At 67.7% G+C, this 16169-nt stretch carries 13 protein-coding genes; 1 reads left to right on the top strand and 12 read right to left on the bottom strand.

All coding sequences use genetic code 11. From position 1 onward, the window contains the following. Positions 1-93: 93 nt before the first annotated feature. The 11 genes from AC6H42_RS14210 to AC6H42_RS14160 form a co-directional block, all read right to left on the bottom strand. Positions 94-912, bottom strand: coding sequence for a DUF4198 domain-containing protein (locus tag AC6H42_RS14210; protein ID WP_057157672.1), 819 nt, complete (start codon positions 910-912; stop codon positions 94-96). Positions 913-926: 14 nt separating this feature from the next. Continuing rightward, positions 927-1439 (bottom strand): DUF2271 domain-containing protein, encoded by a 513-nt coding sequence (locus AC6H42_RS14205; RefSeq protein WP_057157671.1) that lies wholly within the window; start codon positions 1437-1439, stop codon positions 927-929. A gap of 19 nt (positions 1440-1458) precedes the next feature. Next, complete coding sequence (locus AC6H42_RS14200) at positions 1459-2091, bottom strand: PepSY-associated TM helix domain-containing protein (RefSeq protein WP_057157670.1); 633 nt, start codon at positions 2089-2091, stop codon at positions 1459-1461. Between the two features lie 232 nt (positions 2092-2323). Further along, positions 2324-2698 carry a KGG domain-containing protein gene (locus tag AC6H42_RS14195; protein ID WP_057157669.1) on the bottom strand — a complete coding sequence of 125 codons (375 nt, stop codon included), beginning with the start codon at positions 2696-2698 and terminating at the stop codon, positions 2324-2326. A gap of 118 nt (positions 2699-2816) precedes the next feature. Continuing rightward, the gene (gene pdeM / locus AC6H42_RS14190; protein ID WP_497548327.1) at positions 2817-3527 is read right to left on the bottom strand and encodes a ligase-associated DNA damage response endonuclease PdeM; all 711 of its coding nucleotides are present in this window, start codon (positions 3525-3527) and stop codon (positions 2817-2819) included. Then, positions 3524-6196, bottom strand: coding sequence for a ligase-associated DNA damage response DEXH box helicase (locus tag AC6H42_RS14185; RefSeq protein ID WP_497548326.1), 2673 nt, complete (start codon positions 6194-6196; stop codon positions 3524-3526). The genes pdeM and AC6H42_RS14185 overlap by 4 nt, the downstream gene beginning before the upstream one ends. Further along, positions 6193-7851 (bottom strand): ATP-dependent DNA ligase, encoded by a 1659-nt coding sequence (locus tag AC6H42_RS14180; RefSeq protein ID WP_057157667.1) that lies wholly within the window; start codon positions 7849-7851, stop codon positions 6193-6195. The genes AC6H42_RS14185 and AC6H42_RS14180 overlap by 4 nt, the downstream gene beginning before the upstream one ends. Beyond that, complete coding sequence (locus AC6H42_RS14175; protein WP_497548325.1) at positions 7844-8887, bottom strand: ligase-associated DNA damage response exonuclease; 1044 nt, start codon at positions 8885-8887, stop codon at positions 7844-7846. Before AC6H42_RS14175 ends, AC6H42_RS14180 begins: the two co-directional genes overlap by 8 nt. Positions 8888-8966: 79 nt before the next feature. Beyond that, a complete protein-coding gene (locus AC6H42_RS14170) occupies positions 8967-10442 on the bottom strand; it encodes a RecQ family ATP-dependent DNA helicase (RefSeq protein WP_497548324.1) in 1476 nt (491 codons plus the stop codon). 98 nt (positions 10443-10540) lie between these two features. Further along, entirely contained in the window at positions 10541-13492 is a 2952-nt protein-coding gene (locus tag AC6H42_RS14165; protein WP_082552121.1) for a hybrid sensor histidine kinase/response regulator, read from the bottom strand. Next, positions 13489-14619, bottom strand: a complete 1131-nt coding sequence (locus tag AC6H42_RS14160) for a hybrid sensor histidine kinase/response regulator (RefSeq protein ID WP_057157663.1) — start codon at positions 14617-14619, stop codon at positions 13489-13491. The genes AC6H42_RS14165 and AC6H42_RS14160 overlap by 4 nt, the downstream gene beginning before the upstream one ends. 131 nt (positions 14620-14750) lie before the next feature. Between AC6H42_RS14160 and AC6H42_RS14155 the strand changes: the two genes are divergently transcribed. Beyond that, positions 14751-15257 carry a GAF domain-containing protein gene (locus AC6H42_RS14155; RefSeq protein WP_497548323.1) on the top strand — a complete coding sequence of 169 codons (507 nt, stop codon included), beginning with the start codon at positions 14751-14753 and terminating at the stop codon, positions 15255-15257. Positions 15258-15278: 21 nt separating this feature from the next. Here the strand turns inward: AC6H42_RS14155 and AC6H42_RS14150 are convergent, their stop codons facing one another. Then, positions 15279-16115 carry an HDOD domain-containing protein gene (locus tag AC6H42_RS14150; RefSeq protein ID WP_497548322.1) on the bottom strand — a complete coding sequence of 279 codons (837 nt, stop codon included), beginning with the start codon at positions 16113-16115 and terminating at the stop codon, positions 15279-15281. Between the last annotated feature and the right edge of the window lie 54 nt (positions 16116-16169).

The following is a 16169-nucleotide window of genomic DNA, read 5'->3' as shown; positions in this document are numbered from 1 at the left end:
GAGGCCGCCACAAAATAAGGCAAGCTGAGCCGCATCCCCCCCACTTCGGGGTCAGACCCCGAAGTGGGGGGATGCGGCTCAGGCCGGTTGGGCTTACTGTGGCAGCACTTCCACGGTGGCGCCGTAGGTGGCGCGGCGCGGCGGCATTTGCGGCGGCTGGCCGGGCGCCGGTGCGGCGGCGGCTGGCCAGCTGGCGGTCACCAGGTACATATTGGCTTCCGGCAGCGTGAACGTGATCTCCCCCTTGGCGTCGGTAACGTGGCGCACTTCGCCCAGCGTGCCGCGGTATTTCACGCCGCCGGGGATCAGGCTGAATGCCTGGTTGGCCGCCGGCTTGCCGTCCAGCAGGAAACGCCAGGTGGCCTTCTCGCCCGCGCGCAGGTCGTTCGGGTGCGTCACCGGCACCATTTCCAGGCCCACGCCGCTAGGCTTGAACACGGCCATGTCGGTCGAATTGGCCGACACGAACGTCTCCAGGCGGCTGGCGGTGCGGGTCAGCTTGACTTCCTGCGCATCGGCCGGCACGTCCTTGGCCAGGGTGTCTTCCGTGCCGCGGAAACGCTTCATCTCGCCGTTCAGCTTGTAGCTGCCGGAGACGTTCTGCTGCACCATGGCGATGCGGTAGGTGCCGGGCTTGCCCATCTTCACGTCGAAGGTGCTGCGCAGGCGGCCGGTGCTGGCGTTCTGCAAGTCCACCTTGGCGCCGTCCGGGCCGGTCACCACGATGGCGTCCAGTTTCAGCGGCACGTGGTCGATGTCGAACAAGCCTTCGGAGATGGCGGCGTCCACCGTCACCCACGGCTCTTTCGCGTCCACCAGCGAGGACGACGGCAGCAGCCACGGCTTGTGGGCGGAGGCGTTCAGGGCCAGGCCGGCCAGCGCGGCGGCCAACAACAATTTGCTTGGTTTCATGGAGCGGTCTCTTATTATTTGAGTTGAACGGCAACAGTGCCGACTTCTTCCTTGCCCTTGGTGCTGGCCACTTGCGCCGGCTTCAGCGGCCAGGTCAGCGGCACCTTCACCACTTCGCGGCCGCCCGCTTCGCGCGACACTTCCACCAGCAGGTGGTACTGGCCGGCCGGCAGCTTGTCCAGGCCGTCCTTCGACAGCGGGAAATTCAGCGTGTGTTCGCCCGGCGACTTGGTCGCGCCGCTCACGCCGTCCATCGGCATGGCCAGGTCGCGGCCGCTCTTGCGCCACCACTGGCGCATGTCCTTGAGCCACTTGGTGCCGGCGTTGTCCTTCTTCTTGGTGTCGTACAGCACAGCCAGGTTGGCCACCACTTTCTGGTCCGCGTTTTCCAGCCACGCCGCAATGTACGGGCGGTGGTATTCAGCCACGTTCAGTTGCGGGATTTCCAGCTTGAGTGCCAGGTCGGCCGCCATGGCCTGGGCGCTGAGCAGGGGAATGGCGGCAGCGATGGAGTAGCGTAATTTCATGGGGTGCCCTTATTTCTTATTAGTGGATGAACAGCAGTGCGATGACAAAAGGAATCAGGATGCCCAGTCCGACCATCGGCCAGGTAAACGGCCGGTTGGCGGCGTGGAATTTCAGGATCAGCAGGCCGGTGATGCAAAACACCAGGCAGGCGCCGGCGAAAATGTCGATAAACCAGTTCCACGCCGCGCCGGTATTGCGGCCCTTGTGGACATCGTTCAGCCAGGACACCCAGCCACGGTCGGTATTCTCGAATTCGGCGGCCCCGTCCTCCAGGCCGATGCGCACCCACGCGTCGCCGCCGGCCTTGGGCAGCGGCAGGTAGACCTCGTCCACCGACCATTCGGCGCTGCGTCCGCCCGCCTTGACCGACCAGGTGTCGCGCAGCCAGCGTTCGGCGGCGGCGGGCAGCGGCGCTTTTTCGCCGTCGTTGGCCTCGGCGAACTTTTTCAGCTCGGCCGTGAGCGCGGCGGGCGCCTCGGCCTGCTTGCGCACCACGCTGGGCTTGGCTTCGATCTGCGACGCGTGGTTTAGCGTGATGCCGGTAATGCTGAACAAGAACATGCCCAGCAGGCACAGTGCGGAGCTGATCCAATGCCATTGGTGCAGGTTCTTCAGCCACAAGGCTCGGCCGGCATTGGAGGGTGCGCTCACTGTATGCTTTCATGATAGTGACTGGAGAGACTGAGAATGATAATGATTATCATTTGCGGAGTCAATCACGACAATGAACTTGTTACATTACGATATGTTCCTTTGCACTCTGGTTACACACGCCAAGCGGTTGCCAAAAAAAAGAACTGCCTGGCTCCGGTGCACCGGAGCCAGGCAGGGCTAAGTATGAATCAGGATATTCTTGAAACGGCTTTGCTGGTCAGACTTGCCGTTAGCGGTTACCGCCGGAGCCGCCACGCGAGCCGCCCTGGTTGCTGCTGCCCTCGTTGCCGCCGCCAGCGCCGCTACGCGAACTGCCCGAGCTGCTTTGGCTGCTCTGGTCGTTCTTGTGGCTCATGCTGCCAGCGCGGCGGGCCTCTTCCGAAGTAAACTCGTGGGCGGTGCCTTTTTCGTGAGCAGCGCGGCCGCCTTCGGCTGCGATTTCACGCTGGCGCTCCGGATCCATCGACGCGAAACCGCGGTTGCTGGTGTCGCCGCTTTGCTTGCTCGATTGCGAGCTGCTTTGTTTGCTACCCTGGCTAGCGCCCTGGTTGCTGGCCTGCGAGCCTTTGTTGTCCTGATCCTTGCCTTGATTCGATGAAGCCATGATAGTCTCCTTGAAATGGATAGGGAAACTCATGGTAGTGCAATGATTTGGCAGCGCACATAGGACGCATGCAGCACACCCTGTAGGAACTGTCCCGCATTTCGTGACTGAGTTTTTCTTACCTTCCAACGGTCAATTTTGCGTGCGCCAGCACCATGTCGCCAGCCACCAGGAACACCCGTTCGCCGGCAGCGGGCCGCACCGCGTGCCCGCCGGTAAAGGCGCCAAATGACGGCAGCACGGCGCGCTGTTCGCCTATCAGGAAGCAAGGCAGGCGCAGCGCGTCGCCGCGCGCGGCCAGGTGGAACACCGGATGCACATGGCCGGCCAGCACATAGCCCGGTGCGGCTGGCTCGGCCAACTCGGGATGGTGGCAGAACGCAAACGGCGCCAGCCAGTGCGGCTCGTTGACCAGCTCGAGGCCCAATTGCGGCGGCGGGTCACCCGCGCGCAAATCGTGGTTGCCGCGCACCAGCGTCAGGCGCAGCGCCGGACGCCGCGTCCGCCACTCGGACAGCACGGCCAAGGTGGCAGGCGCATGCGCAGACCTGGCGTGCAGGAAGTCGCCCAGGAACACCACGTGCGCCACATCGTGCGCAGCCAGCAGCAGGTCCAGCAGCGCAAGGTTTTCCGTCGTGGTGCCGCGCGGGACCGGCACGCCCAGGGCACGGAACGATGCAGCCTTGCCGAAATGGATATCGGCCACCGCCAGCAGACGCATGCGCGGCCAGTACAGCGCCTTCTGCGGCAGCAGCAGCACCTGCTCGCCGGCCAGCTCGACGGCGCAAGCACCTTCTGGGACGGCCAGCGAGGCCCACCCGCCGCTCATGGTCCGGCCGCCTTTTCCAGTTCGCGCAGCATGCGCGCCACGCGGTCCGACAACTTCTCGGTGGAGAGCTTTTCGCGGAAGCGCTCCACCATCAGCGCGAAGCCGAGCGGCGTGGCGCGCGGCACGGCGTGGAAGGACACGCTGCGCCGCTGCAGTTCCAGCAAGGTCTCCCGCAGCCGCTGCAGCTCCAGTTCCTGTTCCAGCACTTCGCGCTGCGCCTGCGTGAGCAGCAGGTTGCCCGCGTCGTGCTTGCGGAAGACTTCGAAAAACAGCGAGGACGAGGCCTGCAGCTGGCGCGCGCTTTTCGGCTGGCCGGGATAACCCTGGAATACCAGCCCGGCGATGCGCGCGATCTCGCGGAAGCGGCGCTGCGACAGCTCCGACGCGTTCAGGCTGGCCAGCACATCCTCCAGCAGATGGTCCGTGCAGAACAGCGGCGTGTCCTTGCCCTCAGCGGCGCCGAACACGCTCTGCCAGTCCGGCGCGCCCGCGTCCGCCCCCTCCTGCGCCAGCAACTCGAAGCCGTAGTCGTTGACCGCGATCGAGAACGTGGCAGGCTGCCGCCGCGCCACGCGCCAGGCCAGCAGCGAGGCCAGGCCGATGTGCACGGCGCGCCCGGCGAAGGGATAGATGAACAGGTGCCTGCCTTCGCGGCTGTGCATGGTCTCGACCACGGTGCGTTCCGGCGTGGGCAAGGCGGACCAGCGCTGCTGCACTGCCAGCAGCGGGCGCACGGCCTGCATTTCCGGGCCTTCATAGCGGCCCAGCGTGGCGTGGCGCATCTGCTCCAGCACCGCGTGCGCCAGTTCGGACGACAGCGGCATCTTGCCGCCTTGCCAGCGCGGCACCGCGCCCTTGCCGCCGGTGGCGCGCTTCACGTAGGCCGTCATTTCATGGACCCGCACGAATTCCAGGATGCGCCCGCCGAACAGGAAGTGGTCGCCCTTGTGCAGCCGCGAGATGAACGACTCCTCCACCGTGCCGATCCGCCCGCCGCTCATGAACTTCACCTGGATGCTGGCCTCGGAAACGATGGTGCCGATGCCCATGCGGTGGCGGCGCGCGATGGCCGCGTCCGGCACGCGGTACACGCCTTCCTCGTCCTGCAGCACGCGGCGGTACTCAGGATAAACCGTCAGGCTCTGGCCGCCGCGCGCCACGAAGTCCAGCGCCCATTGCCATTCGTCTTCCGTCAGCGCGCGGTAGGACCAGGCGCTGCGCACTTCGGCCAGCAGTTCGGCCGAACGGAAACCGCCGCCCGCCGCCACGGTGACCAGGTGCTGCACCAGCACGTCGAGCGGCTTGTCCGGTGCCACGCGCGACTCGATCTGGCGCGCCGCCACGGCCCGCCTGGCGCCGGCCGCCTCCAGCAGTTCCAGGCTGTGCGTGGGCACCAGCGTGATGCGCGAGGCGCGGCCGGGCGCATGGCCGGAACGTCCCGCGCGCTGCAGCAGGCGCGCCACGCCTTTGGCGCTGCCGATCTGCAGCACGCGTTCCACCGGCAGGAAGTCCACGCCGAGATCGAGGCTGGAAGTGCAGACCACGGCCTTCAGCGCACCGCTCTTCAGGCCCTGCTCCACCCATTCGCGCACCTCCCGGTCCAGCGAGCCGTGATGCAGCGCGATCAGGCCGGCCCAGTCGGGGCGGGCGTCCAGCAGGTTCTGGTACCACAGCTCGGACTGCGAGCGCGTGTTGGTAAACACCAGCGTAGTGGCGTGCTGCTCGATCTCGGCGATCACCGGCTGCAGCATCTGGATGCCAAGATGGCCGGCCCACGGAAAGCGCGACGGCTGGTCGGGGATCAGCGTATCGATGACGAGGTCCTTGCGCAGCCGGCCTTCCACGACAACGCCGCGGCCCTCGCCGAGCAGCACCTCCCTGGCGCGGCCCAGGTTGCCCAGCGTGGCGGACAGGCCCCACACCACCAGGCCGGCGTTCCATTGCCGCAGCCGTGCCAGCGCAAGCTGGACCTGCACGCCGCGCTTGTTGCCCATCAGTTCGTGCCACTCGTCGACCACCACCATGTCCAGCAGCGCGAACTGTTCGGCGGCGTCCGGCTTGCTGAGCATGAGGGTCAGACTCTCGGGCGTGGTGACCAGTGCGTCGGGCAGCCGCTTGGCCTGGCTCGCGCGCTGGCTGGACGTGGTGTCGCCGGTGCGGGCGCCGATTTCCCAGCCGGGGGCCAGTTCGGCGGCCGACGATTGCAGCGCGCGCAGCGTGTCGGCGGCCAGCGCGCGCATCGGGGTGATCCACAGCACGCGCAGGCCGGCCTTGCGGCGCAGCCGCGCACCCGGGAAGACGCCTGCCCCCACGCTGCCGCCTGCGCGCAGCAAGGCGGCGAACCAGACCGCGTAGGTCTTGCCGGAACCGGTGGTGGCATGCAGCAGGCCGGAGTCGCCGGCCAGCGCGGTGTGCCAGACTTCGCGCTGGAACGGGAACACGCTCCAGCCGCGCTGTGCAAACCAGGCATCGATGTCGGCAGGCGCAGCGGCAATGGCGGCAACAGCAGCCGGGCCGGCGCGGCGGGTAGGCGCCGCCCCCGCACTTGCGGCGGGTGCCTGGCCGGAGAAGGACGCTGGCCCCGCCGCTGCGGCGGCATCGGCCACGGCAGGGGGCGCAGCGGCGGCGCTGCGACGTGGGGGCAGGCGCCGGGGGCGCGGGGCGTTCATGCGGGGCCGCTGCCGCCGAGCAAGCCCTTGAGCGTTTCCAGCGTGTCGGCGTCGTCGATGGTCTTATCGTCGCGGCGGCGCAGGATACGGGGGAAGCGTACCGCGATGCCGGACTTGTGGCGCGGCGACAGCGCAATGCCTTCAAAGCCGATCTCGAACACCATGCTGGGCTTGACGCTGCGCACCGGCCCGAACTTTTCTATCGTGGTGCGCCGGATCGCATTGTCCACCTGCGCGATCTCGGCGTCCGTCAGGCCGGAGTACGCCTTGGCGAACGGCACCAGCTGGCGTGCGCCGTCCGCGCCGCCCTCGCCGTCCCACACGGCAAAGGTGTAGTCGGTGTACAGCGAGGCCCGGCGCCCGTGGCCGGCCTGCGCGTAGATCAACACCGCGTCCACCGAGTACGGGTCGATCTTCCACTTCCACCACGTGCCGATATCCTTGGTGCGCCCCACGCCGTACTGCGCCGCCGCAGCCTTCAGCATCAGTCCCTCCACGCCCCGCGCGCGCGACTCGGCGCGCATCCGCGCCAGTTCTTCCCAGCTGGCGGCCTGCACCAGCGGCGACAGGCGCAGCTGCGGCAGGTCCAGCCGCGCCACCAGCTGCTCGAGCAGCGCGCGCCGCTGGCGCTGCGGCTGGCCGCGCAAATCGGCGCCGTCCAGTTCCAGCAGGTCGTAGGCCACCAGCACCGCCGGCAGCTCGCCCTGCATGCGCGCCGACACGGTCTTGCGCGTGATGCGCTTTTGCAGTTCGGCGAAGGGCGCCGGGGCCAGCGCGGGCGCGCCGGCGGCGCCGCGCCAGATCAGGATTTCGCCGTCGAGCACCGTGCCTTCGGGCAGGCGCAGCGCGGCCAGTTCGGGGAAGCGGTCGGTGATCAAGTCCTCGCCGCGCGACCACAGCCAGTTCTTGCCCTCCCGGCTCACCAGCTGCGCGCGCATGCCGTCGTACTTCCATTCCACCTGCCAGTCCTCCAGCGCCCCGAGCGACTCGGGCGCCGCCTGGAGCTGGTGTGCCAGGAAGAAGGGATAGGGCTGGCCGCCGCGCTGCGCGTGCTCGTCGGCCGACTGCGCGCTCACCAGTTGCAAAAAGCCTTGTGCCGTGGGGCTGACACGGCCATCGGTCCAGCCCATCAGCCGCTGCGCCACCAGCTTGCTGTCCACCGACGCGATGGCGCTCAGCGCGCGCGTCACCAGCAGGCGCGAGACGCCGACGCGGAAGCCGCCGCCTATCAGCTTGGCCAGCAGGAAGCGCTCGCGCGTTTCCAGTTCGTCCCAATAGCCGAACAGCGCGTCGCGGATGGTCTCGGGCGCCGCGCCGCGCAGGGGCGCGATGCGCTGCTCCACCCATTCGGCCAGCCCCACGTCGCTGCGCCGGCGCGGCGCAGGCAGGATATGGGCGATGGTCTCGGCCAGGTCCCCCACCGCGTGGTAGCACTCGTCGAACAGCCACTCGTCCAGCCCCGCAAACTCGGTGGCGTACTGCCGCAGCAGCTTCACCGGCACCGCCTGGCGCGGCTTGCCGCCGGCCAGGAAGTACACCGCCCACGCGGCGTTCTGCGGCGCCGCGCTGCCGAAATAGGCTTGCAGCGCCTCCAGCTTGCGGCTGGTGGCGGTGGTCTCGTCCAGTTCGGCGTACAAGCGGGCAAATTCACGCATGCGCGGCCTCCGTCCCCGTGCTCTCTGCCAGCGCCGCCGCGCCGGCATCCTCCGCCTCGTCGTCGCCGTACTCGGTATCGAAGCCGCTGGCCTCCAGGCCGTTCTGGCACAGCCAGCGCACCATCACCGGTATCGAACCGTGCGTGACAATCACGCGCTGCGCGCCGGTGGCCCTGATGGCGGACATCAGCCCGGGCCAGTCCGCGTGGTCCGACAGCACGAAGCCGCGGTCCACGCCGCGCCGCCGGCGCGCGCCGCGCAGCAGCATCCAGCCGCTGGCGAAGGCGTCGCTGTAGTCGCCGAAGCGCTTGATCCACGGCGAGCCGGCCGCCGACGGCGGCGCCAGCACGATGGAACGCCGGATTTCCGCCTTGGCCACCTCGCTCACCATGCGTGTTTCCGGCAGCGCCACGCCGGCTTCGCGGTAGACCCGGTTCAGCGGTTCCACCGCGCCGTGGCAAATGATGGTGCCGATGGACGGATCGAGTCCGCTCAGCATGCGCTGCGCCTTGCCGAAGGAGTAGCCCAGCAGCACGCTGGCCCTGCCTTGCTCCGCGTTGCGCGCCCACCAGCCGTTGATGTCGGCATAGACCTCTTCCTGCGGCTGCCAACGGTAGATCGGCAAGCCGAAGGTGGACTCCGTGATGAAGGTGTCGCAGCGCACCGGTTCGAACGGCGCGCATGTGGCATCGGCTTCCACCTTGTAGTCGCCGGAGGCCACCCACACTTCGCCGCGATGTTCCATGCGCACCTGCGCCGAGCCCAGCACGTGCCCGGCCGGATGCAGCGAGATGTGCACGCCGTTGTGCACCACCTGGACGCCGTACTCCAGGCCCTGGATATTGATGGCGCCCAGGCGCGACTTGAGGATGTTGACGCCGGACGCAGCGGCCAGGTAGTGGCCATGGCCGATGCGCGCATGATCGGCATGCGCGTGCGTGATGACGGCCCTGGCCACCGGCCGCCAGGGGTCGATGTAGAAGTCGCCGGGCACACAGTACAGCCCTTCCTTGCGGACCACCACCATATCGGACATGCCACGCTCCTGTAACGGAATGGCATCATTGTAGCCAAGCTTTCAGCGGTTTTTCTGTCCGCTTCCGCACATAGCCGGCCTAGGCGGGCTCAACGAACTCGGCCATGAAAGTCTTGGTGGTGTTTTCCGGAAATTCGATGGTGACCTGGTCGCCCGCCACGGACAGCACGGTGCCCACGTCGAACCTGGGCACCCGGACGCGGCTGCCAACGGCAAAGACCGCCTGCACGGCGCCGGGCTCGGGCGCGGCGGCGAACTGTTCTCCTGGTTCAAGTTCGACCTGCGGCGGCGCCTGGCAATTGTCGCAGCAGCCGCACTGCTCGAAGCCCGGCGCGGTGTCGCCGAAATAGTCGAGCAGCAGCTTCCAGCGGCAGTAGCCGCTTTGCGCGTAGCCGACCATCAGCTCCAGCGCCTCGCGGTCGCGCTGCTGCTTCTCGCTCTGCTGGTGACTCTTGACGAGGAAGAACTGCTGCAGCCGCTTGTCGTGCTGGAAGTACAGCAGCGTGCAATCGGCAGGCTCGCCATCGCGCCCGGCGCGGCCCGACTCCTGGTAATAGGCTTCGAGGCTGGCAGGCACCTGCAGGTGCAGCACGAAGCGCACGTCGGCCTTGTCGATGCCCATGCCGAAGGCGTTGGTGGCCACCATCACGCGCCGCTCGCCTTGCATGAACTGCTCCTGGCTGTCCCTGCGCTGCTGCGCCGGCAGCCGGCCGTGATACAGCGCCACGCTCTCGCCGGCCGCATCCAGCAGCGCATGCAGTGTCTCGGCCGCCTTCACCGTGGCGGTGTAGACGATGCCCGAACCGCGCGCGCGCTGCACCAGCGCCAGCGCCTGCTCCAGCTGCTCGTCCGGGTTGGTGATCTGCAGCACGCTATAGTGCAGATTCGGGCGGTAGATGCCGGTATTGATGACGTTCAAGTTCTTTACGCCCAGCTGCCCGGCCAGGTCGTCCACCACCTCGCTGGTGGCGGTGGCCGTCAGCGCCAGCACCGGCGGCCGTCCCAGCGCCTTCACCGCCGCGCCGAGCTCGAGATAGGCCGGGCGGAAATCATGGCCCCACTGCGACACGCAGTGGGCCTCGTCGATGACGATCAGGTCGATGTCGGTCGCTTGCAGCAACGCCCGGAACTCCGGCGTGGCCAGGCGTTCCGGCGTGCAGAACACGATGTCGCTGCTGCGCGCGCGGATGCTGGCCAGCGCTTCGAGCTCCTCCTCGCGCGGCAGGCTGCTGTTGACCTGTGCGGCGCGGATGCCGATCTCTTCCAGCTTGTCGAGCTGGTCCTGCATCAGCGAAATGAGCGGCGACACCACCACCGTGGTGCCGGGCAGGATGGACGCGGGAATCTGGTAGCACAGCGACTTGCCGCTGCCGGTGGGCATGACGGCCAAGGTGTTGCGGCCCTCCAGCACGCTGTCGATGACCTCGCGCTGGCCCGGGCGCAATTGCTCCACGCCGAACACGCGGCGCAGCAGGCGGCCGATCAGCCGTGTGCGCGCTGCGGCGGCCTGCCTGGCGCGCTTTTTCTGCGCAGCGGTTTTGCTGCTGGTAACCATAGGCACCGCCTCCCTGTCGTTACCAGCACTGTACGCGCCGGATGAGGCGGGCGCCATAGGAGCAGGCCTACCGTCACCGTAGGAGGACGGCGGAAACGCTAGGAATTGTCGAGGGCCGCTTTCAGTTCCATCAGGTCGTAGGGCTTGCGCAGCACGCTGGCCTCGAACTCCAGCTGCTCGAGCGATTCCTTGCCGTAGCCGGTGGAAAAGATGATGCGGGTGCGCTGGCCGGCCGCCAGCATGCGCCGCGCCAGGTCGATGCCGGACATGCCGGGCAGGCTGATATCGGTAAACAGGATGTCGAACTGCTGCGCCTGCATCAGCTCCCAGGCCCGTTCGCCGTCGCATACGCCGCTGACGGTGTGACCCAGCATGCCGATCAGCTCGCACACCATCTGCTGCGAATCGAGGTTGTCCTCCACCACCAGGATGCGCAGCGAGCTGTTGCGCGCGATGGCCGGCGGCGGCGGCAGCAGATCGTTGGCGTGCTCCTGCTTGTGCTGCCGCGCCAGCTTTTCCTGGCTGCGGTTGTTGAACACGTGGCGCAGCTTGCGCGCCAGTTCGTCGCGCCGGTAGGGCTTGCTCAGCAGTTCCAGCCCGGCGTCCAGGCGGCCGCCGTGCACGATGGCGTTCTGCGGATAGCCGGAGGTAAACAGCACCGCGATGTCGGGCTGGATGCCGCGCGCGGCCAAGGCCAGGTCCGGGCTGCGCAAGGCGCCCGGCATCACCACGTCGGTAAACAGCAGGTCCACCGGCTCGCGCTCGAGCACCGCCAGCGCCTGCTCGCCGTTCTCGGCCTGCAGCAAGCGGTAGCCCAGGCCGCCCAGCATGTCCAGCACCACCGCGCGCACGCCGGGGTCGTCCTCCACCACCAGCACGGTTTCGTCGCCGCCCACGGCCGGGCCGCTCAGGCCGGGCAATTCCTGAGTCTCGTCGGTGAGCGAGCGCGGCAGATAAATCTTGACGCTGGTGCCTTCGCCCGGCTCGCTGTAGATCTTGATGTGGCCCTTGCTCTGCTTGACGAAGCCGTAGGCCATCGACAAGCCCAGGCCGGTGCCCTCGCCTTCCGGCTTGGTGGTGAAAAAGGGCTCGAACGCACGCCGCAGCACCTCGGGCGGCATGCCGCTGCCAGTGTCGGTGACGGACAGCATCACGTACTGGCCGGACGGCACGTCCAGCAGGTTGTTCACGTAGTACTCGTCCAGCATGGCGTTGCCCACCTCGATAGTGAGCTTGCCGCCGCCGCGCATGGCGTCGCGCGCGTTGATGGCCAGGTTCAGCACCACGTTTTCGATCTGGCCCGGATCCACCAGCGTGTTCCACAGGCCGCTGCCGATCACCGTGGCCACCTCCACCGTTTCCCCCAGCGTGCGGCGCAGCAGCTCGTCCATATTGTCGACCAGGCGGCCCAGGTTGGACACCACCGGCTGTAGCGGCTGGCGGCGCGCGAAGGCCAGCAGTTGCGAGGACAGCTTGGCGCCCCGTTCCACCGCCGCGATGGCCATGCTCAGGCGCTTGCGGGCCGGGCTCGCTTCGGCTACATCCTGCTGCAGCAGGTGCAGGTTGCCGTAGATGATTTGCAGCACATTGTTGAAGTCGTGCGCCACGCCGCCGGTCAGCTGGCCCACCGCCTCCATCTTCTGCGACTGGCGCAGCGCTTCTTCGGCCTTGTCGCGCTCGGCGATCTCGCGGCCCACGCGCTGTTCCAGCGTATCGTTCAGGTCGCGCAGCGCCAACTCGATGCGGCGCCGCTCGGTGATATCGGTCTTGACCGCGATCAGCGCCAGCGGCTGGCCGGCCTCGTCGTCCAGGCGGCTCATGCTGCTGGAGATCCAGACCCAGTCGCCGTCCGGTTTCAGGTAGCGTTTTTCCAGGGTGAACGGCGTGCCGCTGGCCAGCAGGCGCGCCACGCGGGCGCGGTTCTCGGCCATGTCGTGCGGGTGGATGATGTCATCCATGTGCAGGCCCAGCATCTCTTCTTCGCTGCGCCCCATCATCTGGCACAGCGCACCGTTGACGCGCCGGAAGCGCCCGCTCAGATCCAACTCGGACAGGCCCACCGAGGCCTGGCCGAAAATCGCGGCCAGCCGGTCCTGGCTCACGCGCAGCGCCTGCTCCATCTGCTTGCGCAGGGTCACGTCGAAGGTCACGCCCACGTAGCGGCGCTGCTCGGGCGTGGCGCCTTCCACGGCTTCGCCCTGGCGCGCCAGCCAGCGCTGCTCGCCCGTGTCCGGGCGGCGCACGCGGTATTCGGTGTAGGCCAGCGGATTGAACTGCGCCATGCGCTCGACGCCAAGCACCGCGCGGTCGCGCTCGTCAACCAGGCTGATCAGGTATTCCGCCGTCACCTGCTGGTCGTCGGGCAAGCCCCACAAGCGGCGGAACGTGGTCGAGACGATCATCTCGCCGCTGGCGGGGAACCATTCGAAGCTGCCGATGCCGCCGGCTTCCTGCGCCATGCGCAGGCGCTCCTCGGTGGCGGCGCTGGCGGCCTTGTCGCGCTCAAGCTGCAGGCGCTGCTGCACCTGGGACGTCACGTCGCTGACCGTGCACAGCACACCGCCCACCTCGCCGCAGCTGTCGCGCACCGGCGTGTAGTACATGTCGAACCAGACCTGCTCGGGCGCGCCGTTGCGCAGCAGGGTCATCGGCGCCTCCCGCACGCTGCGCACCTCGCCGCGGAAGCCGGCCGCCAGGATTTCGCGGTTCCAGTCCCAGATTTCCGGCCACGACGCCGGCACGGTGGCGCCCAGGATGGCCGGATGGCGCGCGCCGGCAATGACGGCGTAAGCGTCGTTGTAGATCATCACGTGTTCCGGCCCCCACATCAGCACCATCGCGACCGGGGTGTTGAGCAGGATGTCGACCGTGGTGCGCAGCGCCGGCGTCCAGCCGGCCATGGGGCCGAGCGCGGTGGCGCCCCAGTCGAGGTCGCGCACCAGCTGGCCGGTGGCGCCGCCGCCGTGCGGCTGATAGCTGTGCGGCTGTTGGCCGTGCGGCTGATGGCTGTGCGGCAACTGGCCTGGGAACTGGGGGCTGGGCGAATTCATGCGGACTGCTGCTCCTGCGGATTCAGTGGGCTGTGCGGCTGGCGCGGCATGGTCACGGTAAAGACCGTGCCCTGCGCAGTATCGGACTGTACCGCAATGTCGCCGCCGTGGGCGCGCGCAAACATGCGCGCCGTATACAGGCCCAGACCCAGGCCCTGGCCGGTTTTGCGGCTGTCGCAGCCCTGCTGGTAGGGCTCGAACAGGCAGCCCAGCTGCGGTGCCGGGATCACGCCCTGGTTCGCCACGCGGATGGCCACCTGCCCGCCGGCGCCGCCATCGATGGCCACCCGCACGCGCTGCCCGGCCTCCCCGTGCAGCAGTGCATTGCCCACCAGGTTGGACAGGATTTGCGACACCATGCCGGCGTCGCACTGGCCGAGGGTGTCGCCGCTGGACGCCAGGTCGATGCGCTGCGCCTGGTCGGCGGCATGGAATTCGTCCGCAATCGCGCGGCACAGCTCGGCGTAGTCCGCAGCGGCCAGGCGCAGCGGCATGTCGCCCGAGCGGATGCGCGCCAGGTCCAGCAGCTGGTCCACCATGTGGGCCATGCGCCGCGCGCTGCTCTGGATGCGCTGCGCGGTAACCGCCACTTTCGGGTGGTCCGTCATCATCGGCAGCAGCATGGCGCCGTTCATCACCACCGACAGCGGAGTGCGCAAGTCGTGTCCCAGCACGGCGGTAAACAGCTCGTTCAGGTGCAGCGCGTGCTGCAGCTCCTTCAGCTGGGCCGACAGCTGCTGCTTTTGCTGGTGCAGTTCGACAAATACCTTGACCTTGCTGACCAGGGCCTTGCTGTCGATGGGCTTGAACATGAAGTCGACCGCGCCCGCCTCGTAGCCCCGGAAGCTGTAGCTCGGTTCGCGCGTGGCGGCGGTCAGGAAAATCAGCGGAATGCTGCGGGTGCGCTCGCTGCCGCGTATCAGCTCGGCCAGCTCGAAGCCGTCCATGTTCGGCATCTGCACGTCGATCAGCGCCAGCGCCACCTCGTGCACCAGCAACAATTCCAGCGCTTCGGCGCCGGACGCGGCCTTGAGCAGGCGCAAACCGGGCCGGGCCAGCAAGGCTTCGACCGCCGCCAGGTTTTGCTGGATGTCATCCACGACAAGGATATTGATAGCGGCAGTCACAACGGCATTCGGTGGGTGGGTAAAATTTGTTCCATATTACCAATTTTTGCCATGCCGCCGCGCATGGTTGGGCAAACATGGCGGCAGCGGCGTAAGATACTGCCCTCAGCCATCCCATTTTTCGCAACATTATGACTTTTGCCATTAGCGACGCCGCCTACGGCACCGACACCCCGGAAGCCAAGCGTGCCATGTACGCCGACCTGCGTTCACAGCTGCAAGGCCTGCTGGCCGGCGAAACCGATGTGATCGCCAACACGGCCAACTTCAGCTCGCTGGTCTTCAACACCATGCCGGGGCTGAACTGGGCCGGCTTCTATTTCCTCAAGGGGGACGAACTGGTGCTGGGGCCGTTCCAGGGCAAGCCTGCCTGCATCCGCATCAAGAAGGGACGCGGCGTGTGCGGCAGCACCGTGGAAAAAGGCGAGCCCATCGTGGTGGCGGACGTGCACGCCTTCCCCGGCCACATCGCCTGCGACGCCAATTCGCGTTCCGAGCTGGTGGTGCCGGTGTTCGCCCACGGCGCCACCTACGGCGTGTTCGACCTGGACAGCCCGCTGCCGGACCGCTTCGACGAAGTCGATTCGGAGGGCATCCAGTCCCTGGTGCGCCTGCTCGAAGCCAGCCTGCCCGCCTGAACGCGCCTGACCGGCGCAGGCTTACACCAGCAGCGCCGCGCTCATGGAGCGGGCTTCTTCGGCGGATTCGAGCAGGATCTCGTCAATTTGCGTATTGCCGACCAGGTAGGCGTCCACCGCTGCGGTGCGCGCCAGCACGGTATCGTCGGCCAGCGGCAGCGGGGAACGCAGCGGCGCCAGGCGCTTGGCCAGCAGCAGCGTGTCGCGCAGCCCGCTCGGGGGAATCGAGATGGCGCCGCCGCGCAGCGAAGCGATCGCCACTGCCACCGGCTCCGGCACCATCAGCTTGGACAGCAGTTCGCGCGTGACGATCTCGTGCAGCGCGCCGATGCTGGCGTCCGGATCTTCCAGCAGGCCCGGCAAATCGTCGGCGCGCGACAGCAGGTAAAAGCCGCCGACTTCGTGCATGATGCCAGCAAACAACGCCGTGTCGGGATCGACCCGAGTCAGGTGCCGCGCCAGCAGATGCGACAGCGACGCGACATGGGCGCAATGCTTCCACAACTGGTCGGCCTTGTAACGCAACTGGGGATCGCGGATGCGCGCGCCGAACTGGCGCACCACCATGGCCGCCGCCAGCGAATAGAGATTACGGTACCCCACCCGCACCACCGCGCCGCGCGCGCTGGTCACCACCGGACCGCCCAGGCGGCTGAACACGGCCGAATTGGCCAGCGCCACCGCGCGCGCGGCCAGCACCGGCTCGGCCAGCACCTTGCGGATCGCGTCTTCCACGTGGCAATCGGGATCGGCCAGCGCCTGCTGCAATTGCAGGGCCGCGTTCACGCTGGTGGGGAACACCAGCTGGCCGCGCCGCGCTTCGGCCACGATCTGGGCGTAATCTCTGAGTTTTTCCATCTATAAATTATACAGGCGCGCAGCACTTGGGCGTAGCCTGTTCTACTACGCCCC

This window comes from Massilia sp. NBRC 108631 (assembly GCF_059704565.1).
The sequence above is the reverse complement of the archived record's forward strand: the minus strand, read 5'-3'. Positions and strand labels throughout refer to the sequence as shown.

Coding starts and splice junctions, on each gene's coding strand:
- AC6H42_RS14195 (WP_057157669.1), bottom strand. CDS start 2,698: ATGGCTTCATCGAATCAAGGCAAGGATCAGGACAACAAAGGCTCGCAG.
- AC6H42_RS14185 (WP_497548326.1), bottom strand. CDS start 6,196: ATGAACGCCCCGCGCCCCCGGCGCCTGCCCCCACGTCGCAGCGCCGCC.
- AC6H42_RS14180 (WP_057157667.1), bottom strand. CDS start 7,851: ATGCGTGAATTTGCCCGCTTGTACGCCGAACTGGACGAGACCACCGCC.
- pdeM (WP_497548327.1), bottom strand. CDS start 3,527: ATGAGCGGCGGGTGGGCCTCGCTGGCCGTCCCAGAAGGTGCTTGCGCC.
- AC6H42_RS14210 (WP_057157672.1), bottom strand. CDS start 912: ATGAAACCAAGCAAATTGTTGTTGGCCGCCGCGCTGGCCGGCCTGGCC.
- AC6H42_RS14170 (WP_497548324.1), bottom strand. CDS start 10,442: ATGGTTACCAGCAGCAAAACCGCTGCGCAGAAAAAGCGCGCCAGGCAG.
- AC6H42_RS14165 (WP_082552121.1), bottom strand. CDS start 13,492: ATGAATTCGCCCAGCCCCCAGTTCCCAGGCCAGTTGCCGCACAGCCAT.
- AC6H42_RS14205 (WP_057157671.1), bottom strand. CDS start 1,439: ATGAAATTACGCTACTCCATCGCTGCCGCCATTCCCCTGCTCAGCGCC.
- AC6H42_RS14175 (WP_497548325.1), bottom strand. CDS start 8,887: ATGTCCGATATGGTGGTGGTCCGCAAGGAAGGGCTGTACTGTGTGCCC.
- AC6H42_RS14150 (WP_497548322.1), bottom strand. CDS start 16,115: ATGGAAAAACTCAGAGATTACGCCCAGATCGTGGCCGAAGCGCGGCGC.
- AC6H42_RS14155 (WP_497548323.1), top strand. CDS start 14,751: ATGACTTTTGCCATTAGCGACGCCGCCTACGGCACCGACACCCCGGAA.